Source organism: Streptomyces zinciresistens K42, from assembly GCF_000225525.1.
Taxonomy (GTDB): Bacteria; Actinomycetota; Actinomycetes; order Streptomycetales; family Streptomycetaceae; genus Streptomyces; species Streptomyces zinciresistens.
In genome coordinates this window covers 23,423-48,261 of the sequence record NZ_AGBF01000010.1, presented here as the reverse complement: position 1 = coordinate 48,261, position 24,839 = coordinate 23,423, and the positions used below count along the sequence as shown (strand labels likewise).

Below are 24,839 nucleotides of genomic sequence, written 5' to 3'. Positions count from 1 at the left end.
TGCGCCGACAGCGCCGAGGCCCCTGCCCTCCGGGACCGGGACCGGCCCACGGCGCCCCTGGAGGCGCTTCTCGGGAGGACCCGCCCGGCGCTCACCGGCACGGACCGACGCGGCCGACCGCCCCCGCACGCCCCCGTAACCGTCGGTGACTGTGGGTAGTTGACGCGGTATGCACGACGTACGCACCGTAAAGGCGCCCTCCATGCTGCGGCTCGCGTCCGCTTCACTGGCCGGGACCGCCATCGAGTTCTACGACTTCTTCGTCTACGGGACCGCTGCCGCGCTGGTTCTCGGGCCGCTGTTCTTCCCGACGTTCTCGCCCCTCGCCGGGACCCTGGCCGCGTTCGCGACCTTCGGGGTGGGCTTCGTGGCGCGCCCTCTGGGCTCGGTGCTGTTCGGGCACATCGGCGACCGGCACGGACGGCGTCCGGTGCTCGTGGCCTCCCTGCTGCTGACGGGCGCCTCCACGGTCGCGGTCGGCTGCGTGCCGACGTACGGCACGATCGGCGTCGCCGCTCCCCTGCTGCTGCTCGCCCTGCGCTTCCTCCAGGGGCTGGGGCTTGGCGGCGAGTGGGGCGGGGCCGTGCTGCTGACGGTGGAGCACGCGCCCGCCGGACGGCGCGCGCTGTGGTCGAGCTTCCCCCAGGTCGGACCAGCGGTGGGCTTCCTGCTCGCGAACGGCGTGGTGCTGGCCCTGTCGGCGACGCTGTCCGAGGCGCAGTTCGCGGCATGGGGGTGGCGGGTGCCGTTCTGGGCGGCCGGTGTGCTCGCCCTGGTGGGGCTGTGGCTGCGGTCGTCCCTCGCGGAGAGCCCCCGGTTCCTGGAAGTCGCCGACCACGCGCGCGTGCCGCTCGCCGAGGTCGTACGCGACCACTGGCGGCTGGTGCTGCTGACGGCCGGCGCGCTGTCGATCGGATACGCCGTCTTCTACACCGTGACGACCTGGTCCCTGTCCTACGGCACCGAACGCCTCGGGGTGGACCGCGGCGTCCTGCTGGTCTGCATCATGGGTGCGGTGCTGGTGAAGGGCGCGCTCACGCCGCTGGTGGCGATGCTCGGCGACCGGTACGGACGCCGTCCCCTGTGCCTCGTCGGGTGCACCGCGGCGGCGCTGTGGATGTTCCCACTGGTCGCCCTCCTCGCGACGGGTGAGCCGCTGCTGATGTTCGCGGGATTCCTGGGCGCCATGCTGGCGTTCATCACGATGTTCGCCGTGATCGCCGCGTATCTGCCGGAGTTGTACGAACCCCGTGTGCGCTGCACGGGCGCCGCGGTCGGCTACAACCTCGGCGGGGTCCTCGGTGGCGCGCTGACGCCGATCGTGGCGACGGCGCTCGTCGAGCAGAGCGGGCGGGTGCCCTGGAGCGTGGGGGCGTATCTGACCGGGCTCGCCCTGCTCAGCCTGGGGTGCTTCGCCCTGCTGCCCGAGACGCGCCCGGTGCCCGCCATGGCGGCGGAGCCCGCCACCGGGTGACGGGCTCCGCCTCGCACACGGGTCGCGAGGGCCGCTACGGGTTGATCGCAAGCTCCAGATAGGCCGCGAACAGCACCAGATGGACACCGCCCTGGAGCGGGGTCGCCCGCCCCGGCACGACCGTCAGCAAGCTCACCACCACCGTCAGGGCGAGCAGCACCATATGGGTGGGCCCCAGTCCGAGGACCAGCGGGCCGGAGAGCCAGATGGAGGCCAGCGCGACGGCGGGGATGGTCAGGCCGATGCTCGCCATCGCGGAGCCGAGCGCCAGGTTCAGACTGGTCTGCACGCGGTCCCGGCGGGCGGCCCGCACCGCGGCGATCGTCTCCGGCAGGAGGACGAGCAGGGCGATGACCACGCCCACGACGGCCTGGTGCAGGCCCGCCGCCTGCACGCCCGACTCGATGGCCGGCGACACTCCCTTGGCCAGGCCCACGACACCGATCAGTGCCAGCCCCAGCAGGCCGAGGCTGAGCAGTGCGGACCGCTTGGAGGGCGCGTCGGCGTGGTCCTCCGAGGTGATCACCTCGCCCAGCCGGGTGATGGGCAGGAAGTAGTCACGGTGCCGTACGGTCTGCGTCGTCACGAACAGGCCGTAGAGGATCAGCGAGGAGACCGCCGCGAACATCAGCTGGACTCCGGAGAACTCCGGGCCGGGTTTGCTCGTCGTGAACGTCGGCAGCACCAGGCTGAGTGTGGCCAATGTGGCGACGGTCGCGAGGGCGGCGCCGGTGCCCTCCGGGTTGAAGACGGCCGTACGGTGCCGCAGTGAGCCCACCAGCAGGCTCAGTCCGACGATGCCGTTGCAGGTGATCATCACGGCCGCGAAGACCGTGTCCCTGGCCAGGGTGGCGCTCTTGTCGCCGCCGTCGATCATCAGGGTGACGATCAGGGCGACCTCGATGATCGTGACGGCCACGGCGAGGACGAGGGAGCCGAACGGCTCGCCCACCCGGTGGGCCACCACCTCGGCATGGTGCACGGCGGCCAGGACCGCGCCCGCCAGGACCAGCGTCACCACGGCGACGACGGCGCCCGGCAGGCTCCGTCCCCAGGTGAACACCAGCAGGACGACCGCGAGCACCGGCACGACGAACGTCCACTGCGTCATGAGCGGCCTGAGCCGAGCGATCATGGAGCGATCGTCCCAGAGGGTGTCGGGGTTCGCATTCCGGTCTGTCGGGTTGTCAGGCGGCCCCGCGTCCTCGGGATGCGGGGCACCTGCGGGTCGTATGTCGCTACGCGGAATCGGTCATCTCCTCTATGTCGCAGTCCGTGAAGGACGGCGGCCTGATGCACGGCGCGGCCATCCGCTCCGCGAACTTGGTGGTACCGGCGTCTTCGCCGGTGCGCGTCGCTTCCCCGTGGGGGCCGGGCTCGAGCGACCCGCGACAGCGGGCGGCCCGACCCCGGTCCCGGAGGACGAATCGCCGGGCGGGGCCGTGGCCGGCGAGGCGCTGCCGCCTCTCCTGGATCCGGCTCCCGTGCCGCGTAGATGTGCTCTGTCCCGAAGTCTGCGATCCGCGCGAACTTCGTGAGTACGTCCATCGGTGCCTCCCCGGGCCGTGGTACCCCCTGCGGGGCGCCCGTACCCGAACAAGCACCGGGAGCGGTGCTCGGGCGATTCGCTCGGCACCACTCCCGGTGTTGGTTCTTGTTCCTTCTACGTCGGACGAGGTCAGACGTCGATGCTGTCCTTCGGAGCGCCTTCGCTGCCGCCCCGCGCGGCCTCGGCCGCCGCCTGCTTCTTGGACGCCCTCAGGCTGGTGATCGTGGTGACGATCAGGACCGAGCAGATCACGCCGAGCGAGACCGGGATGCTGATCTTCGGGACGCCGACACCGGACTCGTGCAGCGCCTGGAGCACCAGCTTGACGCCGATGAAGCCCAGGATGACCGAGAGGCCGTAGCTGAGGTGGACCAGCTTCTTCAGCAGGCCGCCGATGAGGAAGTACAGCTGCCGCAGGCCCATGAGCGCGAACGCGTTGGCCGTGAACACGATGTACGGGTCCTGCGTCAGGCCGAAGATCGCCGGGATGGAGTCCACGGCGAACAGCACGTCGGTGGTACCGATCGCCAGCATCACGACCAGCATCGGGGTCATGACGCGCTTGCCGTTCTCCTGGATCCACAGCTTGGTGCCGTGGTACCGGTCGGCGACGCCGAACCTGCGCTCGGCTGCCTTGAGCAGCTTGTTCTCCTCGAACTCCTCGTCCTCCGACTCGGAGCGCGCCTCCTGGATGAGCTTCCAGGCGGTCCAGATCAGGAAGGCGCCGAAGAGGTAGAACACCCACGAGAAGCTCGCGATGATCGCGGCGCCCGCCGCGATGAAGACGGCGCGCAGCACCAGGGCGATGAGGACGCCGATGAGCAGCACCCTCTGCTGGTACTGGGACGGCACCGAGAACTTCGCCATGATCAGCACGAAGACGAACAGGTTGTCGACACTCAGCGACTTCTCGGTGATGAAGCCGGCGAAGAACTCACCCGACGGCTGTCCGCCGCCGAAGAAGAGCAGGCCGAGCCCGAAGAGGCCGGCCAGGGTGATCCAGACGATCGTCCAGATTCCGGCTTCCTTGATGGACACGTCGTGTGGCTTGCGTCCGATGAAGAAGTCGACGGCGATGAGGGCGGCCAAGCCCACGATGGTCAGGACCCACAAGGTCGTGGAAACTTCCACTGCGCCTCCGGCAGTCGTAACGGCAAATGTCAGCGTCGTCGCGCGCCGGAGGTCTCTTCCACCCAAGATGGGCCGACGCCCCGGGATCTGGCCGGATCCGTATTGACGGGAACGTCGCAGCAGACAGGGAGTACTCCCCTCCGTGGGATCAACAGTACCGAATCACCAAGGAAAGGTAAAGCAATTGGCAAAAGGGCTGCCAAGTTCGCTGGTCAGGGCCTTTTGCTAGTACCCCGTCCGAGCGGCCGCCACGTGGCCCAGGACCTGCTGGAGCACCTGGCTGCCGGACGGCACCACGGGCGGCTCGTAGGTCCAGGCGTGGCCCACCCACGGGTCGGCCAGATGATCGTCGGGCACCGGGGTCAGCCGCAGCAGTGCCCGCCAGAGCGGGTCGAGCAGCGGACCGTAGCCGGTGGCCTCCTCGCGGTCCGCCACCATCATCAGATGGACGCCGACCGCCGGCCCCTCGTCGGCGAGGTACCTCAGCTGGTTCACGGCGCGGTCGTCGAAGCCGTGCGGGAAGTCGTTGACGATCAGCAACTGCTGGGAGGTGTCGAAGCCGGGGGGAAGGGAGTCCGGCGCCCCGCCCCGGAGAGCCATCTGCACCAGATCGACGCGCTGGGTGAGCCTCGCCAGGACCTCCGAGACGCCGGCCGCGCCCACCGCGGGCGGAGCCGCGAGCACACCGGTCCGCACGAGCGGCGCCAGGGACTGCGCGCCCGCGCCTGCCGGATCGATCACGTGCACCGTGAACTCGCCCGCCGGGTAGACGGCGAGCAGCCGTGCCGCGTGCGCCACCGCCGTCTCCATCGCCAGCCGCCGCATGTCGTGGGAGTCGGTGAAGGAGCCGTCGAGCGATCCGCCACGGCCGCTGTCGATCCACAGACCGCGCTCCAGCGGCAGCCGGATCAGCATCGGAATGCGCAGATCGGGGCTCTCGGGCAGATGCAGGTCGCCCAGGCGCACTGCCATGGGCAGCTCCATGGGGACGCGGTAGCCCTGCCAGACGGGGCTGTCCCAGCTGGCGTACGGCGGCGGCAGCGCGGGGTCGACGACCTCGGACTCGGCGGTGAGCTGGGCGACGTCCCGGTCGAGCGTCACCCGGGCCTGGTTGACGAGCTGGTCGTGCTTGGCCTGGGCGGCCTCACGGGCGGCGTCGCCCTGGCCGCCGATGCGGCTGCGCGGGTCCGACAGGACCTGGTCGAGTTCCTTCTCCATGCGGGAGTCCGCGAAGTCGACCGCGCTGCGATAAGCGGCGGCCGCGCGGGCCAGGTCCTCGAACATGCCCCACACCTGGTTGTAGAGCCGCTCCTCCATCGACCAGCCGGTGGCGTCGCCCGCCACGGGCCGCGTGGGCTGTCCGGGCTGGGCCGGGGGCGCGGTCGGCGGCGGGGGCGGCGCCGTCGTCCGGCGGCGCGGGTGGCTGTAGTCGATCGGGCCGCCCGGCGCGGAGGTGACCGGCTGGGTGGGATCACCCGCGCCGTCCTGATACGGCGACTGCGCCCGGGGCTGGCCCGGTCCGCCGGGGTTCTGGGTGGTGTACGGCGACGTGGGCGGTACCGCACCCGCGGCGCCCTGGGACGCCTGGCCGCCCTGGTCGGGGCCGAGCGCGGGGGCCGCGGCCTGGCGGGAGCGGTCGCCGTCGGTCCGGGGCGGCGGGGCCGGTACCGAACGGGCCACAGCCTGCGCCACGGCCTCGTTGATTCCGGCGGCGAGCTGGTGTGCCTGGGCCAGGCCCTGGTCGGTGAGGAGGTCGGCGAGCCCGCCCGCGTAGCCCTGGCCGATGGCACGGACCTTCCAGGCGCCCTGTCGGCGGTAGAGCTCCAGGGCGACGACGGCGGACTCGGCCTGCAGGCCCGTGATGGTGTAGCTGGCGATCTCGGTGCCGTCGAGGCCGGTGACCGCGACGAAGGGCGTGGCCAGGGCGCCGAAGCCGCCCGCGCCGTCGGCCGGCAGGGCGAGCAGCACACTGACACGGTGGACGGTGTCCGGCATGGCGTCCAGATCCACCGCGAGGCGGTGCTCCGCGGCGGCCTGCCGGGAGACCTCCAGGCCGGGCAGGGTGGGGGCGCCCGGGTGGGCCACCCCTTCGACGCCGTTGATCCTGCCCTGCTCGTCGCCGAGCGTGGCGGCGGCCACGACGGGCGCGCCGGCCGAGACCCGGATCTCCAGGCGGGCCTGGGAGAGCGGGTGGTTCTGCCCCCGCACAAGCTCGGCCGTCATGCCTTCGTCCCCCTGTGTCGTTCGTGGTGTCGTGTGCCGCTCGCCCCGGGTGTCCTACAGGTGCGGCAGGATCGCCGGCATCAGGTCCTGGAACGTACGGCCGTTGGCCGGCGTGCCGAGGGCCGTCATCGTCCAGCCGGAGCCGGTGCGGTGCACCTTCGCCATGATCTGAGCCGTGTACGCGCCGCCGCCCGCGAGCGTGTAGCGGGCGAGTTCCTGGCCGTTGGTCTCGTCGACCAGTCGGCAGAACGCGTTCTGCACCTCCTGGAAGGTCTGGCCCGTGAAGGAGTTCACGGTGAAGACGATCTGGTCGATGTGGACCGGGATGCGCGCGAGGTCGACGAGGATCGCCTCGTCGTCGCCGCCCTGGCCCACGCCGCCGACCAGGTTGTCGCCGGTGTGGCGGACCGAGCCGTCGTCGCTCACCAGGTGGCGGAAGAAGACGACATCGACGGGCTGCTTGTCGGCGAACAGGACGGCGGAGGCGTCGAGGTCGATCTCCCGCGTGCGCGAGCCGAACAGGCCGCGCCGGGGAGCCGCCTGCCAGCCGAGACCCATGCGTACCGCGGTCAGGCTGCCCCCGTCGCTCTTCTGCAGACTGATTGCCTGACCCTTGGTCATGTTGACGGTCACGTGCTGATTCCCCTCTCGAGCTGTCCCCTGTTGCCCGCGGGCTCCGCGGATGACCAGAACCCTACGCAGGGACACTGACAGTGACGTACCCCGGTCCCCACTTTGTGTCGGTCTTGCAACACTGCGCGTTCGTGGAGGTCCCGGCGGGCTGTGCAGAGGGTGCCGGCCGGGTCGGCCGGCACCCTGGCGGGCGGGTCAGGACAGACCCGCCTCCTTCATCTGGCGCAGTTCCTTCTTCATCTCCGACACCTCGTCGCGCAGCCGCGCCGCGATCTCGAACTGCAGGTCCGCGGCGGCGGCCCGCATCCGCTCGGTCAGCTCCTCGATCTGCTCGGCGAGGTCGGCGGCCGGCCGGTCGCTCGGCACCGTCTCCGCTGCCTTGCGCCGCGTGGACTTGGCCGGTTTCGCGCCCTGGGCCGCCTTGGTCCCGAGCGAGGGGACGGGCGCCTTGGTGCCGCGGCCGTCCTTCTTCGCGCGGTAGCCGGTCCCGAGCAGTTGCTCGGTGTCGACGTCCTCGCGGGCGATCTGCGCGACGATGTCGTTGATCTTCTTGCGCAGCGGCTGGGGGTCGATGCCGTTCGCCTGGTTGTAGGCGACCTGCTTCTCCCGGCGGCGGTTGGTCTCGTCGATGGCCTTCTCCATCGCCGGGGTGATCTTGTCGGCGTACATGTGGACCTCGCCGGAGACATTGCGCGCGGCGCGGCCGATGGTCTGGATCAGGGACGTCCCCGAGCGCAGGAAGCCCTCCTTGTCGGCGTCGAGGATCGCGACCAGCGACACCTCCGGCAGGTCGAGGCCCTCACGCAGGAGGTTGATGCCGACGAGGACGTCGAACTCACCGGCCCGCAGCTCGCGCAGCAGCTCGACGCGGCGCAGGGTGTCGACGTCGCTGTGCAGGTAGCGCACCTGGATGCCGAGCTCCAGGAAGTAGTCCGTGAGGTCCTCGGCCATCTTCTTCGTGAGCGTGGTGACGAGGACGCGCTCGTCCTTCTCGACCCGCGCGCGGATCTCGTGGACCAGGTCGTCGATCTGGCCCTCGGTGGACTTGACCACGACCTGCGGGTCGACGAGGCCGGTGGGGCGGATGATCTGCTCGACGGGGGCGTCGGAGCGGGACAGCTCGTAGGTGCCCGGAGTGGCCGACAGATAGACCGTCTGACCGATGCGCCCCTGGAACTCCTCCCACTTCAGCGGCCGGTTGTCCAGGGCCGAGGGGAGCCGGAACCCGTGGTCGACGAGGGTGCGCTTGCGGGAGGCGTCGCCCTCGTACATGGCGCCGATCTGCGGCACGGTGACGTGCGACTCGTCGATGACGAGCAGGAAGTCCTCGGGGAAGTAGTCCAGCAGGGTGTTCGGCGCGGATCCGGGCGAGCGGCCGTCGAAGTGCATCGAGTAGTTCTCGACGCCGGAGCAGGTGCCGATCTGGCGGAGCATCTCCAGGTCGTAGGTGGTGCGCATGCGCAGACGCTGCGCCTCCAGGAGCTTGCCCTGCTTCTCCAGCTCCGCCAGGCGCTCGACGAGCTCCTTCTCGATGTCGTTGACCGCCCGCTCCATGCGCTCGGGGCCCGCGACGTAGTGGGAGGCCGGGAAGACGTACAGCTGCTGGTCGTCGCTGATGATCTCCCCGGTGAGCGGGTGGAGTGTGGACAGGGCCTCGATCTCGTCGCCGAACATCTCGATGCGGACGGCGAGCTCCTCGTAGACCGGGAAGATCTCGATGGTGTCGCCGCGCACCCGGAAGGTGCCGCGGGTGAAGGCGAGGTCGTTGCGGGTGTACTGGATGTCGACGAAGCGGCGCAGCAGCGCGTCACGGTCGATCTCCTCGCCGACCTTCAGGGGGACCATCCGGTCCACGTACTCCTGCGGGGTGCCGAGGCCGTAGATGCAGGACACCGAGGCGACCACGACGACGTCGCGGCGGGTGAGCAGCGAGTTGGTCGCCGAGTGCCGCAGACGCTCCACCTCCTCGTTGATCGAGGAGTCCTTCTCGATGTAGGTGTCCGACTGCGGGACGTACGCCTCGGGCTGGTAGTAGTCGTAGTACGAGACGAAGTACTCGATGGCGTTGTTCGGGAGCAGCTCGCGGAACTCGTTCGCCAGCTGGGCGGCCAGCGTCTTGTTCGGCGCCATCACCAGGGTGGGGCGCTGAAGCTTCTCGATCATCCACGCGGTGGTGGCGGACTTTCCCGTGCCGGTCGCGCCGAGCAGGACGACGTCCTTCTCGCCGGACTCGATGCGCCGGGCGAGCTCGGCGATGGCCTGCGGCTGGTCGCCGCTGGGCTGGTAGGGGCTGACGACCTCGATGGGCGCCACCGTGCGTTCGATGCTGGAAACGGGCCGCATGTCATCCACCGTACGACCCCCCACTGACAACGCGGTCCGATCAGTGGTTCTGCGGGGTCCGAGGGGCCCGGCTCGGCACGGTCCGGAGGGTCGGCAGCGGCGCCCGGCGGGGGCGGCGCGGGACGACGGTGTGGGCCGGGACGCCCGGCCTGTGCTCGACGGGCCGCCCGGCCGGCTTGCCCATCACCATCTTGGGGTCGAGGACCACGACGGCGCCCGCGAGGACGAGCAGGAAGAGCGGGCCGACCATCAGCGGCGCGAGGACCGAGGCGGCGGAGTGGCCCTCGGTGGCGCCCTGCGCGCCCTGCACGTGGACGGTGAGTGCCGCCATCCCGGTGTAGTGCATGCCGCTGACGGCGAGGCCCATGACGAGGCTGGCGCCCACGGTCCACAGCACGCCCCTGACCTGTCCCGCGGACCACAGGGCAGCGGTGGCCGCCGCCATGGCTATGGCGACGGAGACCCCGACCGTCAAGGTGTTGTACTCCAGCTTGCCGTTGAGCCGCATACCGGCCATGCCCAGGTAGTGCATGGTGGCGATGCCGAGTCCGGTGAGGGTGCCCCCGGTGAACAGGGCCGCTCCGCGGGCACCCTTGTAGCCGACGATGAAGATCCCGACGCCGACCATGACGATGGCGACGGCCAGGCTCGCGAAGGTCAGCGGCACGTCGTAGTGGATCGGCGCCTCCTCGACCCGGAACCCCATCATCGCGATGAAGTGCATGGTCCAGATGCCGGAACCGATGGCGGCCGAGCCGAGGGCGAGCCAGCCGGGGCGCCAGGTGCCCGAGACCAGCATCGACCGCGCGGTGCAGCGCAGTCCGAGCGCGCCGCCGAAGCAGGCCATGAGGAAGGCCACCACCGGTGTGACGAGTCCGTAGCTGAAACCGTCGACCGTGCCCTGCATACGCGGCTGCCCTTCCCACCCGTTTACGTCCCGGAATGCCGTGAAGCCCGCCCCCCTCCCAGGACCGCCCGAGCGACCAGGGTTGAGGCAGAGGGTAGCCCCCACCGGAATGGTCGAACGATTCTCCGGCAAACAAACACCGCCTCGCCCCAGTTGTGCCGCACGAGTGAGCGGGACCCTGCAACTCCGTTCAGCAGGGGGCCGTCCCGCACTCCTTCGTCGTTGACCCTGTGCTGTCAGAGTTGAGCTGAACGTGATCACCCGACGCGAGGAGTACGCATGCACGCGCGCGCTGTAGCCGCCACGACGACCGCACTCCTGGGGGGCACCGCGCTGCTCCTTCCCGCTCCCGCCGCCCGGGCCGGTTCGGAACGGCCCACGGTCGTCGCCCACCGGGGAGCCTCCTCGTACGCGCCGGAGAACACGCTCGCCGCCGTCGACAAGGCCGCCGCACTGGGCGTCGACTGGGTCGAGAACGACGTCCAGCGCACGAAGGACGGCGAGCTGGTGGTCATGCACGACGACAACCTCAGGCGGACGACCGACGCCGAGGAGGTGTTCCCGGGCCGGTCGCCCTGGAAGGTGAAGGACTTCACCGCCGCGGAGATCGCCCGCCTGGACGCGGGCAGCTGGTTCTCTCCCGCCTACGCGAACACGCGCGTGCCGACGCTGAAGCAGTACGTGGACCGTGTGGAGCTCAACAACCAGAAGCTGCTCCTGGAGGTCAAGAACCCCGAGCTGTACCCGGGCATCGAAGAGCAGACGCTGAAGGTGCTGAGCAACGAGGGCTGGCTCGACCGGGCCCATCTGACGGACCGGCTGATCGTGCAGAGCTTCAGCGCGGACAGCGTGCGCGGCGTCCACGAACTGCGGCCCGACGTGAGGACGGGCTTCCTCGGGACTCCCCCGGTGGCGGATCTGTCCTGGTACGCGACCTTCGCCGACATGATCAACCCGTCGTACACGTCCCTGTCCGCGGGCTACGTCGCCTCCGTGCACCAGACCGAGAGCGCCCACGGCGGCCCGATGCAGCTCTTCGCCTGGACCGTGAACGACGCGGACGCCGCCCGGCAGGTCGGGGGCTACGGAGTCGACGGGATCATCACCAACAGCCCGGACGTGGTGCGCGACGCGTTCCCCGCGGGCTGAGTACCGCGGGCCGCCTGCCGGTCCGGGGGCGTTGTCAGTGGTGAGCCGTACGGTGGGCGCATGGACAGTCATGGGCAGGACGGGCGGCGGGTCGTGTGGGCCGTCGTCGGCAGCGGCATCGGTCCGTTGCTGCTGGCGGCGACCCCCACCGGCCTGGTCGGCGTCGTCTTCCACGCCACGGAGGAGGTGCGCGACAAGGCGCTCGCCCGGCTGGCGTCGCGGTGGGGCGCCGAGCCGGTCGAGGCACCCGGCTCTCCCCTGCTGGCCGAGGCGGCGCGGCAGCTGGAGGAGTACTTCGCGGGCGCGCGCCGCGCGTTCGGGCTGCCGCTCGACTGGTCGCTGGTCTCCGGCTTCAACCGCGAGGTGCTGCGCGAGCTGGCGACGGGTGTGCCGTACGGCTCGGTCGTCGGGTACGGCGATCTGGCGGGGCGGGTGGGGCAGCCGGGCGCGGCACAGGCGGTGGGGACGGCGATGGGCGCCAATCCGCTGCCGGTCGTCGTGCCCTGTCACCGGGTCGTGGAGAGCGACGGCGGGATCGGGGGTTTCGGGGGCGGGCTGGAGACCAAGCGCAAGCTGCTGGCGCTGGAGGGGGTCCTGCCGGAGCCCCTGTTCTGAGGAGCGGGGCCGCCGTCCGAGGCGGACGGCGGGCGGTCACCGGCAGGGGCGGGCGGGACACGAGGGGGGGGAGACTGCGCCTGTGACGAGACTTTTCACTCACCTGTACGCGCCCCGGCCGGTGCGCGCCTCCCGGCCGTCCGGTCCGGGTCTGCCCGCGGCGGAGGATGCCTCATGACCGTCGGGCGCGCGGTGGCGCCGGCCGTGACGGCGGAGGGGATGCCCGCGTTGCGGCGGCGCATCACGGCCGTGCTGATCGCGACGCAGATCCTCGGCGGCCTGGGCGTGGCCACCGGCATCGCCCTCGCCGCCGTGCTGGCCCAGGAGGTGAGCGGCAGCGAGTCGCTGTCCGGGCTCGCGCCCACCGCGACGGTCGCCGGAACCGCCCTGCTGTCGATGCCGCTGGCCGCGCTGATGACCGCGCGCGGGCGGCGTCCCGGGCTGGTGCTGGCCTATCTGATCGGGGCCGTGGGCGCGGCCGTCGCGGTGATCGCGGCGCGCGTGGGGAGTTTTCCGCTGCTGCTGTGCGGTATGGCGGCGTTCGGCGCGGCCTCGTCTGCGAACCTCCAGGCGCGGTTCGCGGCGGCGGATCTGGCCGAGCCGGAGCGCCGCGCCCGCGCGATCTCCCTGGTCGTGTGGGCGACCACCCTCGGCGCCGTGCTGGGCCCGAACATCGCCGCGCCCGCCGGCCGCAGCGTCACGGGCCTCGGGATACCCGCGGCGGCGGGCCCGTTCCTGTGGGCGGCCGGGATCTTCCTGATATCGGCGGTCGTCGTGGCCGTGCTGCTGCGCCCCGACCCGCTGCTCACCGCGCGGTCCCTGGCGCCCGCCGACGAACAGTCGCCGAAGGGCCGCTCCCTGCGGGCCGGGATGTCCGCGGTGGCCGCCTCGCCGCGGGCCCGCCTCGCGGTGGTGACGGTCGCCGTCGCGCACACGGCGATGGTCTCGGTGATGTCGATGACTCCGGTCGCGCTCGCGCACCAGGGTGCGGGCATCGATCTGATCGGCCTGGTCATCAGCGTCCACATCGCGGGCATGTACGCGTTCGCGCCGCTCATGGGGCGGCTGACGGACCGGCTGGGGCGGTTGTCGGGCATCGGGCTCTGCGTGGGGCTGCTGGTGGCCGCGATGTTCCTTTCGGGCACGGCGGGCGCCAGTCACGGTCAGACGGCCGTGGGCCTGTTCGTGCTGGGGCTCGGCTGGTCCGCGGGGCTCGTCTCCGGGTCCGCCCTGCTCACCGACTCCGTTCCGCAGCCGGCACGGGCCGCGGCCCAGGGGCTGTCGGACCTCGTCATGAACGCGAGCGCGGGCATCGGGGGCGCGGTCGCCGGACTGGTGGTCGCGCGGGCGAGCTACGGCTGGCTGAACCTCACAGCCGCCCTGCTGCTGCTCCCGCTCGCCGCGCTCGCGCTGTTCACCAAGGTCAGACGGGTGCGAGAGGTCCCGGTCGACGGCTGAGGGCCGCACTGCCCCGTCCGGACCGCCGCCCCGGTCCTCCGTTGCCGGCGCGCGACGGCTGGCCGGACCCGGGAAGCGGTAGCAGACTCGAACATGCGCACAGCCGCTGGCATCCGACTGGCATCCGGAAGAGACGGATCCGAAAGGACGGCGATCAGGCATGAGCGGAAACAGGGCAGTGGCGTATCTGAAGCCGGGCACGGTCGAGGTCAGGACCATCGACTTCCCGACGCTCGAACTCAAGGACGGACCGGGCGTGGCCCCCGCGAACATCGGCCGCAAGTGCCGCCACGGGGTCATCCTCAAGATCCTCGCCACCAACATCTGCGGCAGCGACCAGCACATGGTGCGCGGGCGGACGACCGCGCCCGAGGGGCTGGTCCTGGGACACGAGATCACCGGGGAGGTCGTCGAACGGGGGCCGGACGTCGAGACGATCGACGTCGGGGACGTCGTCTCCGTACCGTTCAACATCGCCTGCGGGCGGTGCCGCAACTGCAAGGAACGCAAGACGGGCATCTGCCTGAACGTCAACCCGGCCCGCCCGGGAGCCGCTTACGGATATGTGGACATGGGCGGCTGGGTCGGCGGACAGGCCGAGTACGTGATGATCCCCTACGCGGACTTCAACCTGCTGAAGTTCCCCGACCCGGACCAGGCGCGCGAGAAGCTGCTCGATCTGACCATGCTGTCGGACATCTTCCCGACGGGCTTCCACGGGGTGGTCAGCTCGGGTGCGGGCGTCGGCTCGACGGTGTACGTCGCCGGAGCGGGGCCGGTCGGGCTCGCCGCGGCCGCGTCGGCGCAGCTGCTGGGCGCCGCGGTCGTGGTCGTGGGCGACCTGAACGCCGAACGGCTGGCCCAGGCGAGGAGCTTCGGCTGCGAGACCGTCGACGTGTCCCAGGGCAGCGTCGAGGACCAGCTCGCGCAGATCCTCGGCGAGCCCGAGGTGGACGCGGCGGTCGACGCGGTCGGCTTCGAGGCACGGGGTCACGGACCCGACGCCCAGGAGGCGCCCGCGACGGTCCTGAACTCGCTGATGGGCGTCACGCGCGCGGGCGGTGCCCTCGGCATCCCCGGCCTGTACGTCACGGACGACCCCGGCGGAATCGACCAGGACGCGAAGTCCGGGACGCTGAAGGTGCGCCTCGGCCTCGGCTGGGCCAAGAGCCACCGCTTCACGACCGGACAGTGCCCGGTCATGCAGTACCACCGGGCGCTGATGATGGCGATCCTGCACGAGCGGGTGCACATCGCCAAGGCGGTCAACGCGACCGTGATCGGCATCGAGGACGCACCGACCGGCTACGCCGAGTTCGACCAGGGCGCGAGCCGCAAGTACGTGCTCAATCCGCACGGGGCGCTGGACGGCGCGCAGCCGGTCTGACACCGGGAGCGGCCGGTCCGGGACCGGGCGACGCCAGGGCGGGGCCACGCGCGCGTGGCCCCGCCCGTGTCCGGTCAGTCGTAGTGGCGGGCCTCGAAGACGTTGCCGTCGGGGTCGCGGAAGTAGAAGCTGCGTCTGGCCTTCCCGCGGGCGCCGAAGGAGTCGTGGGAGATGTCCGACACGGGGGCGGCCCGTTCCTCCAGGCGGGTGCGCAGCGCGTCGAAGTCGTCGGCGGGCAGGGCCAGGCACACGTGGTTGACGGGGTGGCCCGCGCTCTCGGCGGACGCGGGCAGCATCGTCATCCGCTCGGCCATGGCCAGCGGCATGAGGTCGATGATCGTCTCCTCGTTGAGGCGCGCGGAGGGGAACGGGACCTCCCCCGCGGTGAACTCGGAGAGCCTGACCGGCTCCATGCCGACCGTCTTCTCGTAGAAGTCGGCCGACGCCACCGGGTCACGGACCCAGAGGACGACGTGGTCGAGGCGTGCGGTGTTGTCCGTCATGCCTTCAAGGCTGGTGTCGTCCCCCACAGACCGCAAGGGTTTGACCGGGCGCGCCGGCCGCCAGAGATGAGGGAGGACCGACGGACAGGAGGCAGGCGCGTGGTGCTGGTGGTGTCGGAAGAGGTGCGGGACGCGGTTGACGCGCGTCGACCCGTGGTGGCCCTGGAGTCCACGATCATCGCGCACGGGCTGCCCCGTCCGCGCAACCTCCAGGTGGCGCTGGAGCTGGAGGAAACGGTTCGGCGTGCGGGCGCCGTCCCCGCGACGATCGCCCTGCTGGACGGGCGGCCCCACGTCGGCCTGGACGAGGAGCAGTTGGAGCGGGTCGCGAACGAGGAGGGCATCCGCAAGCTCGGCCACCGCGACCTGCCCCTTGCGGTGGCGTCCGGGGCGAGCGGCGCGACCACGGTGTCGGCCACGGCCCTGCTGGCCTCGCTCGCGGGGGTGCGGGTGTTCGCCACGGGCGGGCTCGGCGGCGTGCACCGGGAGTGGACGGTGACGCAGGACGAGTCGGCCGACCTGGGGCTCCTGGCACGTACACGCGTCACGGTGGTGTGCGCGGGGGTGAAGTCGATCCTCGACGTGCCGGCGACCCTGCAACGGCTGGAGACCCTGGGCATCGCGGTGGCCGGGTACCGCTCGGAACGCTTTCCCGGGTTCTACCTGTCCGACTCGGGCCATCCGGTGGACTGGTCGCTCGGTTCGCCGGAGGAGGTGGCCGACGTGATGCGTGCTCAGGACGCGCTGGGCGGGCCGGAGTCGGCGCTGATCGTCGCGAACCCGGTGCCGGAGCAGGAACAACTGGATCCGGAACTGCACGCGCGCGTGCTCGCCGAAGCGCTCCACGCGTGCGAGGAGTGGGAGATCACCGGCCAGGCGGTCACTCCGTTCCTGCTGGACTACCTGGTACGGCACACCGACGGCGCCTCCCTGGCCGCCAACCTCGCGGCGGTGCGCGGAAACGTACGGCTGGCGGCAGGGATCGCGGCGGCCTGGACGGGGGCGTGAGCGGAGACCGCGGCGGCGAGGTGGTGGGCAGCCCGGCCGGACGGCTCGTCGGTGGGGCCGGCTCCGGGGACGATGGCGCCGGAGCGTCGGAAGGTCCGGGCGGCGGGCCGACGGACGGCGCGGGTGTCACGGACGGGGCGGGTGCCTCTCGCGCGTCGCAGGGCGGGGCCGGGGCGGACCGGCTGAACACGGGATCCCCGGCCGCCTGTTCGCGGACCGAACCCGCCGCCGTCCGGGCTCGCGGCGGTGGCCTGCTGGTCGTCGGGGACGTCGTGACCGACGTCATCGCACGGCACCGGGGCCCGCTCGCCGCGGGGACGGACACGGTGGCGGCCGTGCGGACGGTACCGGGCGGGGCGGGCGCCAATGTCGCCTGCTGGGCCGCGTATCGGGGCTGTGCCGACGTACGGCTGCTCGGACGGGTGGGGTCGGACGCGGCCGCCTGGCACGAACGGGAGCTGATCGCGGGCGGGGTCCGGCCCCGCCTCGTGATCGATCCCCGGGCGCCGACGGGCACGGTGATCTGCCTGGTCGACGGCGATGCCGCCGCCGAGCGGACCTTCCTCACGGACAGCGGCGCGTCCCTGCGGCTCGAACCCGGCGACTGGTGCGAGGCGTTGCTCGACGGTGTCTCCCATCTGCACCTGTCGGGTTACCTGCTGTTCTCCGAGCCGAGCCGGGCTCTGGTCGCGGCGGCGCTGCGCTCGGCCCGCGCGCGTGGGGTGCCGGTGAGCCTGGATCCCGCGTCGGCCGGGTTCCTGGTGCGGTTGGGGGCCGACCGCTTCCTGGAACTCGTCGCCGGGGTGGACGTCCTGCTGCCGAGCCGTGACGAGGCATGCCTGCTCACCGGCGAGCCCGACCCGGCGGCCGCGGCGGCCGAGCTGAGCCGCCACGTGCCCCTGGTGGTCGCCAAGCAGGGCGCGGACGGCGCGCTCGTGGCCCGGTCCGGTGCCGTACGGGCCCGGATTCCGGCTCCGCGGACGACGGCGAGGGACACGACCGGGGCCGGTGACGCGTTCACCGGCGCGTTCCTCGCGGCGCTGCTCACGGGCGCGGACGCGGAGGACGCGGCGCGGGAAGGGTGCCGGGCGGGGGCGGCGGCGGTGGTGCGCGTGGGGGGCAGACCGCCGACGCCGAGGTGACGGCCGGGACCGGGCTGGGCCGAGGTGCCGGGCCGCCTGGGACTGCGGCCGGGCCGAGGTGACGGGCCGCCTGGGACCGCGGCCGGGCCGGGGGTGGAGGCCGGTGCCGGGGGTGGGGTTGGGAGGCGGTCGGCCTCAGATCTCCTCCGGTGCCGTGCGTCCCCACGCCGAGATCATCGGAGCGGTGGCCAGATCCATGTCACCGGTCGCGATGTTGGCGAGGTGGCGGTCGATCTCCGCGTCGGTGGCCAGGCCCTCGGTGACCAACCGGTCGCGGATCTGACGCACGGTGGCCGACTCCAGGGCGGCGCAGGCGGCCGAGGCGACCGGGAAGTAGGCGTCGGCCTCCACCCGCTGGAGCCCCGCGGTCCGGAGCAGCCGCGGAAGTGTGCGGCCGTAGGAGAGGTCAGCGCCGCGGGCGGCGAGCAGGTCGCGGAAGCCGTTGCGCAACCGGTTCGCGAGCTGCTGTGCCGGTCCGTGCTCGTCGGGGCAGAGCAGGGGCTGGAGGGCGGGGTCTGCGTCCTCGATCAGGAGGCGGCCGCCCGGACGCAGGGCCTCGATCATGGACCGCAACGCCCTTTCGCGGTCGGGCACATGCACCAGCACGAGGCGGGCGTGCACCAGGTCGAAGCCCTCCCCGGGAGGCTCGTCGACGGCGACGTCGTGCACACGCACCTCGACCGGCGGGCGCGCGGCCGGAATGAGCAGCGCGGTGTCGATGTCGGTGGCGACGACGCGCCCGGTCGGGCCGACCTTCTTGGCCAGCCAGGACACCACCGAGGTACCGCCGGCGCCCACCTCCCAGCAGCGCCAGCCGGGACCGACGCCGAGCCGTTCGAGGTGCCGGAACGTCGTGGGGTCGAAGAGAGCGGCGAAGGCGTCGAAGCGCTCGGCTGCCTCGGCCTGCCGGTTGTCGAGGAGATACCCGTCGGTTCGCGTCATGCGCCGATCATCCCAGTTGCCCGCCATGTCCGGAGAGGACGACGCTCGGCCGCGAGCCGTCGAATTCCCCTCACGACAACCCGGCGGGTGCGCGGCCCGCGACCGCGGCCAGCGCACCTGCCGACCGGCGACGGGCGGCCGACGACCGGCGACGGGAGACGGACGAGGGGGCAGACCGCAGACCGCCGAACCACGCACCTCGTTCTCGCCGCCGGCACTCACTGACCCGGGTCCCGGCCCCGCAGCCACCCACCCGGGACCCGGTCACGCCGTGGGAGGCGACGGTTCGTCCACAGCCGGGAACCAAGCGGAATGCCCTGCTCCCACAGGCTTGCCCGCGTTTTTCCTCGGCCTGGCAAACTGGCTGGCCACGGCGGAAGATACGCGGCGCATCGTGAGCGGGTCGAAGGGGCAGGAGCGCCCTGGAGGCGCGGTGCGCCGCACAGGGGATGCACGCGAGGAGACCCGGATGTCCATGGCAGGGAATCTGCGGAAGGTCACGAGCCTCGGCAAGGTCAACGGCCTGCGCAGAGTGGCACGGCTGGCCCGGCGGCGTCCGCGCGTCGACCTGAGCCACCCGGCCCGGTCCCCGCTGGGTTCCTCGGTGGTGAACTGCGTGACGTACAGGGGCGGCGTGCGGGTCCTGGAGAGCGGCGACCTGGTCGAGGCGGTCCAGAAGGTCCGCAAGCGGGGTGCGGGTTTCGTGTGGCTTGGCCTCCACGAACCGACGGACGAGGAGTTCGCGGGGATCGCGGAGCTGTTCGACCTGCACCCGCTCGCCGTCGAGGACGCGATCGAGGCACATCAGCGGCCCAAGCTGGAGCGCTACGACGAGACGCTGTTCGCGGTGTTCAAGTCGGTCTGCTATGTCGAGCACGAGAAGCTGACGGCGACCAGCGAGGTCGTGAACACGGGCGAGATCATGGTGTTCGTCGGCCACGACTTCGTGATCACCGTGCGGCACGGACGGCACGGCTCGCTCGGTCCCCTGCGCGAGGAACTGGAGGCCGACCCCGAGCAGCTGAAGAAGGGGCCGGCCGCGGTGCTGCACGCGATCGCCGACCACGTGGTGGACGACTACCTCAGCGTCATCGACTCGGTGCAGGAGGACATCGACGAGGTCGAGACGGACGTCTTCGCGGAGGACGGCGCGCGGACGGACCCGGGGCGCATCTACCAGCTCAAGCGTGAACTGCTGGAACTGAAGCGGGCCGTGGTGCCGTTGAGCCGCCCGCTGGAGGAACTGGCCGCGGTGCCGATCCGGGTGGTGGACGCGGAGATACAGGCATACTTCCGCGATGTCTCCGACCACCTGCTGCGGGCCACAGAGCAGATCGCCGCGTTCGACGAACTGCTGAACTCGATCCTTCAGGCGCACCTGGCCCAGGTCACCGTGGCGCAGAACGCGGACATGCGGAAGATCACGGCGTGGGCCGCGATCATCGCCGTGCCGACGATGGTGTGCGGGGTCTACGGCATGAACTTCGAGTACATGCCGGAGCTGCGCTGGTCGTTCGGTTATCCACTGGTCATCGGCGTGATAGCGGTGGCGTGCACGGCGCTGCACCGCGGCTTCCGGCGCAACGGATGGCTCTGACGGCAGACGCGGACGGCTCCACCACGACGGCAACCGGCACGGCCGGGCGGCGGAGAAGGGCCAGCGGTGGCCCGGCGGTCGGACGCCCGGCAGTTGCGGCAGATCAGCGGGTCGTGGGCTCCGTGTTGCCGGCGTAGACGCTCTCGGCCCAGTGGCCGATGTCGCCCTCCGGGAGGCTGCGGGCGAGGTCGGCCTCGCTGATCATGCCGACCAGCCGCTTGTTCTCGATGACCGGGAGCCGACGGATCTGGTGGTCCGTCATCTCGCGGAGCACGTCGCCGATGTCGGCGTCCGCCTCGATCCAGCGCGGGGTGCCCTGGGCCATCTCACCGGCGGTGACCTGGCCCGGGTCGTGGCCCATGGCCACGCAGCCGACCACGATGTCGCGGTCGGTCAGGATGCCGCAGAGCCGTTCGTTCTGGTCGCTGATGGGCAGGGCTCCCACGCCCAGCTCACGCATCAGCTGGGCCGCGCGGTCCAGGGTCTCGTGGGCGGGGATCCACTGGGCGCCGCGGTGCATGATGTCTGCGGCTGTGGTCATGGAGTACCTCCCGGTGCCGGACGGCCGGCGCGGCGCGGGCGGCACCGCAAGTCCCGGCGCCCTTCATTCTCGCCGTGCGCCGCGCGGCCTGCACCCGGAACCGGGCGGCGACGAACGCACCGCGTGCCGCGTGGTGGAAAGGACGGCCGCGGCAGGCGGCAGGCGGCAGGCGGCAGGCGGCAGGCGGCAGGCGGCAGGCGGCAGGCGGCAGGCGGCAGGCGGCAGGCGGCAGGCGGCAGGCGAGCCTGCTTCGCGGATCTTTCCTGTCCGCGCAACAGGACACGCCGAGGGCCGCACGACGCGAACCGGTCAGCCGTTCCAGGCGGGGTGCCGGGGATCGTCGGCGCGGACCAGCACGTCGGCCGTGCCGGACGGGTCGGTCTCGCGGTCGTAGCGGTCGAACGCGGGGAGGGTCCAGTGCTCGGCCTCGGAGGTGCGGCGGCGCAGCGCGCCGGGTGACAGCAGGACATGGACGGTCAGATCGAAGGGGAACCAGTGACGCAGCAGGAGGGGGCCATGCAGCAACAACACTCCACCAACAGGGAGTTGGACGTAGGGACTGCGCGTGGCCCGGTCGGCGACGGGGTCCCACAGGTCGGGCAGGACGCGGCCGTCGCCGCCGGGTTCGAGGGGGCCGAAGACCTCGCGCCACAGGGCACCCGTGTCGGACCAGCCGTCGTAGAAGGAGTCCACGTCGCGGTGGCCGTACTCCAGGCGGACCGAGGCGGGGCGCAGGAAGCCGTCGGTGCCGACAGTGAGCGCGGGACGCCCCCGTACGCGCAGGGCCTCCCCCACGCGCTCGGCGAGGTCACCGGGGCGGGCCGCCGGGGCGCCGTCGAGGGCGACGCGCGGCCGCCCGCCGCCGTCGCCCGGCTTCAGGTCCAGGATCCGGTCGGCCAGCCGGTCGGCGAGCCGGTCCCAGGTGATCGCTTCGAGTCGCACACGGCCCATCATGCGACAGGGCGGACGGGTGGAGGACGGCGACGGTGCCCGCTCGCCCGCCCGGACACGTGCCGCGGACGGCTCCGGAGGGAAGGAGGGCCCCATGCCGTCACCTGTGGTCCCGGCGGCCCGGTCCGGGCCCGTCGTCGTCCAGCCGCTCAAGCGGCGCCACTGCGCGGAGTGCCACGCGGGCCCGCTGTCGCTGCTCGTGTGGGAGGACGGGGCGCCCCGGTGCCTGGACTGCGCCGATCTCGGGCATCTGGTGTTCCTGCCGCGCGGGGACGCGGCGTTGACCCGCCGGGCACAGGAGGAGAGCACGCTGTCGGCGGTGGTGGTGCGGTTCAGCCGGCGCAGGAGTCGTTACGAGCGCCAGGGCGTCCTCGTCGAGGAGTCGGGGCTCGTCCGCGCCGAGCGGCGGTGCCTGGCCGACGCGGAGGCCCGTCGCCGGCGGCGGGCCCGGGACGCGCGGCGCCGGGAGCGGGAGGACGTGCGGTTCGCGGAGGCGTTCGCGGCCGAGGTACGGCGGCTGTTCCCGGGCTGCCCGGCGGACCGGGCGCGGGACATCGCCCTGCACGCGTCGGCACGGGGCAGCGGACGTGTGGGGCGCAGCGCGGCGGGGCGGGCGTTGTCCGAGGCCGCGGTGACCTCGGCCGTCGCGGCGTCGGTACGGCATCTGGACTCGCCGTACGACGACCTGCTGATGGGCGGGACGCCGCGCCACGAGGCCCGGCGCCTGATCGCCGCGACGGTGCACACGACGCTGCGTGCCTGGCGTGCGGCACCGGCCACGGAAGCGGCGCACTGACGGAGCAGTGGACTGACGGCGAGCCCCCGCAGCCCGTCAGGACGGTCCAGCCCGTCCAAGCCGTCCAAGCCGTCCAAGCCGTCCGAACCGTCCGAACCGTCCGAACCGTCCGAGCCGTCCGAGCCGTCCGAGCCGTCCAGGGTCCCCCGGTCGGTCGCGCAGGGGCTCGCGTCGCCCGGCCGTGGGCGCCGAGCCCGTACGGGAATTCACTGGTGATGAGCGGCGGGGCCGGGCAGGATCCCGGCGGAACAGGGGAGTTGACGTTGACATGATCGATGGACCGTACTTCGTACTGATCGTGCTCGGTGTGGTGGGGACCGGCCTGGTCGCCGGGGTGTTCTGCGCGTTCTCGACCTTCGTGATGCGCGGGCTCGCGGCGCTTCCGCCCGCTCAGGGCGTCGCAGCGATGAAGGCGATCAACGTGAGCGCGCTGACACCGGCGTTCATGCTGGTGTTCCTCGGGACGGCGGTGCTGTGCGCGGTGATCGCCGTGGTGACGTTCGTGCTCTGGCCGGACGAGGCGAGAGGCGAGCTGCTGGTCGGCAGCGCGCTGTATCTGTTCGGCAGCCTGGGCGTGACGATGGCGGCGAACGTGCCCCGCAACGAGACCCTGGCCGGGCTGGAGGCCGGCACCCCGCGGGCGGCGGAGTACTGGACGGTGTACGTGCGCGAGTGGACGGCATGGAACCACGTCCGTACGGTCGCCTCGGCCGCCGCGACGGTGGCGTACGCCCTGGCACTGAGCTGACGGGGGCGCCGCCGCGATCCCGGGGAGCACCCAGGCGCCGCCGCGATCCCGATCCCGGGGAACACCCAGGTGAGAAAGCGCTGTCCCCCACCCTGCGCGCATGCCGGGTGGGACGTATCGTGACCGGAAGGGTGCGCTCACGTGAGAGAAGACGGCCATGGCCGATCCCAAGGGTTTCCTGACCACCCCCCGGCAGGACTGGCCGCGCCGGCCGGTCGAGGAGCGGGTCGGGGACTGGGACGAGGTGTACGTGCCGGGGGCGTTGCTGCCGATCATCAGCAGGCAGGCCGACCGTTGCATGGACTGCGGCATCCCCTTCTGCCACGACGCCTGTCCGCTGGGCAACCTGATCCCCGAGTGGAACGACCTCGTCTCGCGCGAGGACTGGCGGGCCGCGGCGGACCGGCTGCACGCGACGAACAACTTCCCGGAGTTCACCGGCCGGTTGTGCCCGGCGCCCTGCGAGGCGGGCTGCGTCCTGGCGATCAACCAGCCGGCCGTCACCATCAAGAACGTGGAGTGCGCCGTCGCCGACCGCGCGTGGGCGGACGGCTTCGCGCCGCCGCGCCCGCCCGACCGCCTGTCGGGACGGACCGTCGCGGTGATCGGCTCGGGGCCGGCCGGACTCGCGGCCGCCCAGCAGCTGACCCGGGCCGGGCACACGGTCGCCGTCTTCGAGAAGGACGACCGGATCGGCGGGCTGATGCGCTACGGCATCCCCGCCTTCAAGATGGAGAAGCACCATCTGGAGCGGCGGATCGAGCAGATGCGGGCCGAGGGGACGAAGTTCCGCGCGTCGACCGCGGTGGGACGGGACATCGGGGCCGCCGAGCTGCGGTCGCGCTACGACGCCGTGGTGGTCGCGACGGGGGCCACGGCCTGGCGCGAACTGCCCGTGCCGGGGCGGGAGCTGGCGGGGATCGAGCAGGCCATGGCCTATCTGCCGCTGGCCAACCGGGTCTGCGAGGGGGATCTGGAGTCGTCCCCGATGTCCGCGGCCGGGAAGCACGTGGTCATCGTCGGCGGCGGGGACACGGGAGCGGACTGCCTGGGCACGGCGGTGCGGGAGGGCGCCGCGTCCGTGACCCAGCTGGACATCTACGCCCTGCCGGACACCGAGCGCGACGACGACGCCGAGCCCTGGCCGACGTATCCGAAGGTCTACCGGCTGTCGGCGGCGCACGAGGAGGCGCGCGACCTGCGGACCGCGCCCGCGGCGGACGCCGACGCGCGGCTGTTCGCCGCCTCCACCCTGCGCTTCACCGGCGACGAGGCGGGGCATGTGCGGTGGCTGCGGCTGGTCGAGGTGGACGCGCGGCGCGGCCCGGTGCCGGGCACCGAGCGGATCCTGCCCGCCGACCTGGTGCTGCTCGCCCTCGGCTTCTCCGGGCCGGACCGTGCGGACGGACTCGTCGAGCAGCTGGGGCTGGACCTGGAGCCGCGCGGGACGGTCAGGCGGGACGCGGGCTTCGCCACCAGCGCGCCGGGGGTGTTCGCGGCGGGGGACGCGGCCCGCGGCCAGTCGCTCGTCGTGTGGGCGATCGCCGAGGGGCGGGCGGTGGCGGCGGCGGTCGACCGCTATCTGACGGGGAGTTCGAGGCTGCCGGCACCCATCTCCCCGTACGACCGCCCCATGGCCGTCTGACGGGCACGGCGTGACGGCGGGCCCCCCTTGCCCGCCACGTCACGCCCCCTTGCCCGCCACGTCACGCGCCTTCGCCCGCCACGTCACGCCCCGCGCC

21 protein-coding genes are annotated in these 24,839 nt (G+C 72.2%); 11 read left to right on the top strand and 10 right to left on the bottom strand.

All coding sequences use genetic code 11. The features are described 5' to 3' along the window. Positions 1-202 precede the first annotated feature (202 nt). Positions 203-1,474 (top strand): MFS transporter, encoded by a 1,272-nt coding sequence (locus SZN_RS05945; RefSeq protein ID WP_007492354.1) that lies wholly within the window; start codon positions 203-205, stop codon positions 1,472-1,474. A 34-nt stretch (positions 1,475-1,508) separates the two neighbouring features. Here SZN_RS05945 and SZN_RS05940 read toward each other — a convergent pair whose 3' ends face one another. From SZN_RS05940 to SZN_RS05915, 6 genes are all read right to left on the bottom strand, one after another. Beyond that, positions 1,509-2,609, bottom strand: coding sequence for a calcium:cation antiporter (locus SZN_RS05940; RefSeq protein WP_007492352.1), 1,101 nt, complete (start codon positions 2,607-2,609; stop codon positions 1,509-1,511). Positions 2,610-3,152: 543 nt separating this feature from the next. Continuing rightward, positions 3,153-4,154, bottom strand: coding sequence for a TerC family protein (locus SZN_RS05935; protein WP_043728617.1), 1,002 nt, complete (start codon positions 4,152-4,154; stop codon positions 3,153-3,155). Between the two features lie 225 nt (positions 4,155-4,379). Further along, positions 4,380-6,377: a TerD family protein gene (locus tag SZN_RS05930; protein ID WP_007492348.1), complete on the bottom strand. Its 1,998-nt coding sequence runs from the start codon at positions 6,375-6,377 to the stop codon at positions 4,380-4,382. A gap of 54 nt (positions 6,378-6,431) precedes the next feature. After that, complete coding sequence (locus tag SZN_RS05925; protein ID WP_007492347.1) at positions 6,432-7,010, bottom strand: TerD family protein; 579 nt, start codon at positions 7,008-7,010, stop codon at positions 6,432-6,434. A 195-nt stretch (positions 7,011-7,205) separates the two neighbouring features. Continuing rightward, the gene (gene uvrB, locus SZN_RS05920) at positions 7,206-9,353 is read right to left on the bottom strand and encodes an excinuclease ABC subunit UvrB (protein ID WP_007492346.1); all 2,148 of its coding nucleotides are present in this window, start codon (positions 9,351-9,353) and stop codon (positions 7,206-7,208) included. Positions 9,354-9,393: 40 nt separating this feature from the next. After that, positions 9,394-10,260, bottom strand: a complete 867-nt coding sequence (locus SZN_RS05915; RefSeq protein WP_007492345.1) for an MHYT domain-containing protein — start codon at positions 10,258-10,260, stop codon at positions 9,394-9,396. 279 nt (positions 10,261-10,539) lie between these two features. Here SZN_RS05915 and SZN_RS05910 point away from each other — a divergent pair, with 279 nt between their 5' ends. The 4 genes from SZN_RS05910 to fdhA all read left to right on the top strand — a co-directional run bounded on the left by SZN_RS05910 (position 10,540) and on the right by fdhA (position 14,869). Beyond that, on the top strand, positions 10,540-11,409 hold the full coding sequence (locus SZN_RS05910) for a glycerophosphodiester phosphodiesterase (protein ID WP_007492344.1): 870 nt from the start codon (positions 10,540-10,542) through the stop codon (positions 11,407-11,409). A gap of 60 nt (positions 11,410-11,469) precedes the next feature. Continuing rightward, on the top strand, positions 11,470-12,024 hold the full coding sequence (locus tag SZN_RS05905) for a methylated-DNA--[protein]-cysteine S-methyltransferase (RefSeq protein ID WP_043728611.1): 555 nt from the start codon (positions 11,470-11,472) through the stop codon (positions 12,022-12,024). Between the two features lie 174 nt (positions 12,025-12,198). Then, complete coding sequence (locus SZN_RS05900) at positions 12,199-13,482, top strand: MFS transporter (RefSeq protein ID WP_007492342.1); 1,284 nt, start codon at positions 12,199-12,201, stop codon at positions 13,480-13,482. 160 nt (positions 13,483-13,642) lie between these two features. Continuing rightward, complete coding sequence (gene fdhA, locus SZN_RS05895) at positions 13,643-14,869, top strand: formaldehyde dehydrogenase, glutathione-independent (RefSeq protein WP_043728606.1); 1,227 nt, start codon at positions 13,643-13,645, stop codon at positions 14,867-14,869. A gap of 74 nt (positions 14,870-14,943) precedes the next feature. Here fdhA and SZN_RS05890 read toward each other — a convergent pair whose 3' ends face one another. Beyond that, positions 14,944-15,372: a VOC family protein gene (locus SZN_RS05890; protein ID WP_007492338.1), complete on the bottom strand. Its 429-nt coding sequence runs from the start codon at positions 15,370-15,372 to the stop codon at positions 14,944-14,946. Between the two features lie 99 nt (positions 15,373-15,471). On the opposite strand from SZN_RS05890, the gene SZN_RS05885 reads away from it, so the two are divergent. Continuing rightward, on the top strand, positions 15,472-16,380 hold the full coding sequence (locus SZN_RS05885; RefSeq protein WP_007492335.1) for a pseudouridine-5'-phosphate glycosidase: 909 nt from the start codon (positions 15,472-15,474) through the stop codon (positions 16,378-16,380). Between the two features lie 251 nt (positions 16,381-16,631). Further along, positions 16,632-17,522: a carbohydrate kinase family protein gene (locus SZN_RS05880; protein WP_043728657.1), complete on the top strand. Its 891-nt coding sequence runs from the start codon at positions 16,632-16,634 to the stop codon at positions 17,520-17,522. Between the two features lie 135 nt (positions 17,523-17,657). On the opposite strand, the gene SZN_RS05875 is transcribed toward SZN_RS05880, so the two are convergent. Next, positions 17,658-18,464, bottom strand: a complete 807-nt coding sequence (locus SZN_RS05875) for a methyltransferase (protein WP_007492333.1) — start codon at positions 18,462-18,464, stop codon at positions 17,658-17,660. Positions 18,465-18,933: 469 nt separating this feature from the next. On the opposite strand from SZN_RS05875, the gene corA reads away from it, so the two are divergent. Beyond that, complete coding sequence (gene corA, locus SZN_RS05870; RefSeq protein ID WP_007492332.1) at positions 18,934-20,061, top strand: magnesium/cobalt transporter CorA; 1,128 nt, start codon at positions 18,934-18,936, stop codon at positions 20,059-20,061. A gap of 103 nt (positions 20,062-20,164) precedes the next feature. On the opposite strand, the gene SZN_RS05865 is transcribed toward corA, so the two are convergent. Both SZN_RS05865 and SZN_RS05860 read right to left on the bottom strand, forming a co-directional pair. Beyond that, positions 20,165-20,602, bottom strand: coding sequence for a CBS domain-containing protein (locus SZN_RS05865; protein WP_007492330.1), 438 nt, complete (start codon positions 20,600-20,602; stop codon positions 20,165-20,167). A gap of 309 nt (positions 20,603-20,911) precedes the next feature. Next, positions 20,912-21,544, bottom strand: a complete 633-nt coding sequence (locus tag SZN_RS05860; RefSeq protein WP_007492328.1) for a nucleoside/nucleotide kinase family protein — start codon at positions 21,542-21,544, stop codon at positions 20,912-20,914. A gap of 103 nt (positions 21,545-21,647) precedes the next feature. Here SZN_RS05860 and SZN_RS05855 point away from each other — a divergent pair, with 103 nt between their 5' ends. From SZN_RS05855 to SZN_RS05845, 3 genes are all read left to right on the top strand, one after another. Next, on the top strand, positions 21,648-22,349 hold the full coding sequence (locus SZN_RS05855) for a DUF2293 domain-containing protein (protein WP_043728601.1): 702 nt from the start codon (positions 21,648-21,650) through the stop codon (positions 22,347-22,349). Positions 22,350-22,617: 268 nt separating this feature from the next. Continuing rightward, positions 22,618-23,097: an anthrone oxygenase family protein gene (locus SZN_RS05850; protein WP_007492325.1), complete on the top strand. Its 480-nt coding sequence runs from the start codon at positions 22,618-22,620 to the stop codon at positions 23,095-23,097. Positions 23,098-23,254: 157 nt separating this feature from the next. Next, positions 23,255-24,742, top strand: coding sequence for a glutamate synthase subunit beta (locus SZN_RS05845; protein WP_007492323.1), 1,488 nt, complete (start codon positions 23,255-23,257; stop codon positions 24,740-24,742). The last annotated feature ends 97 nt before the right edge of the window (positions 24,743-24,839 follow it).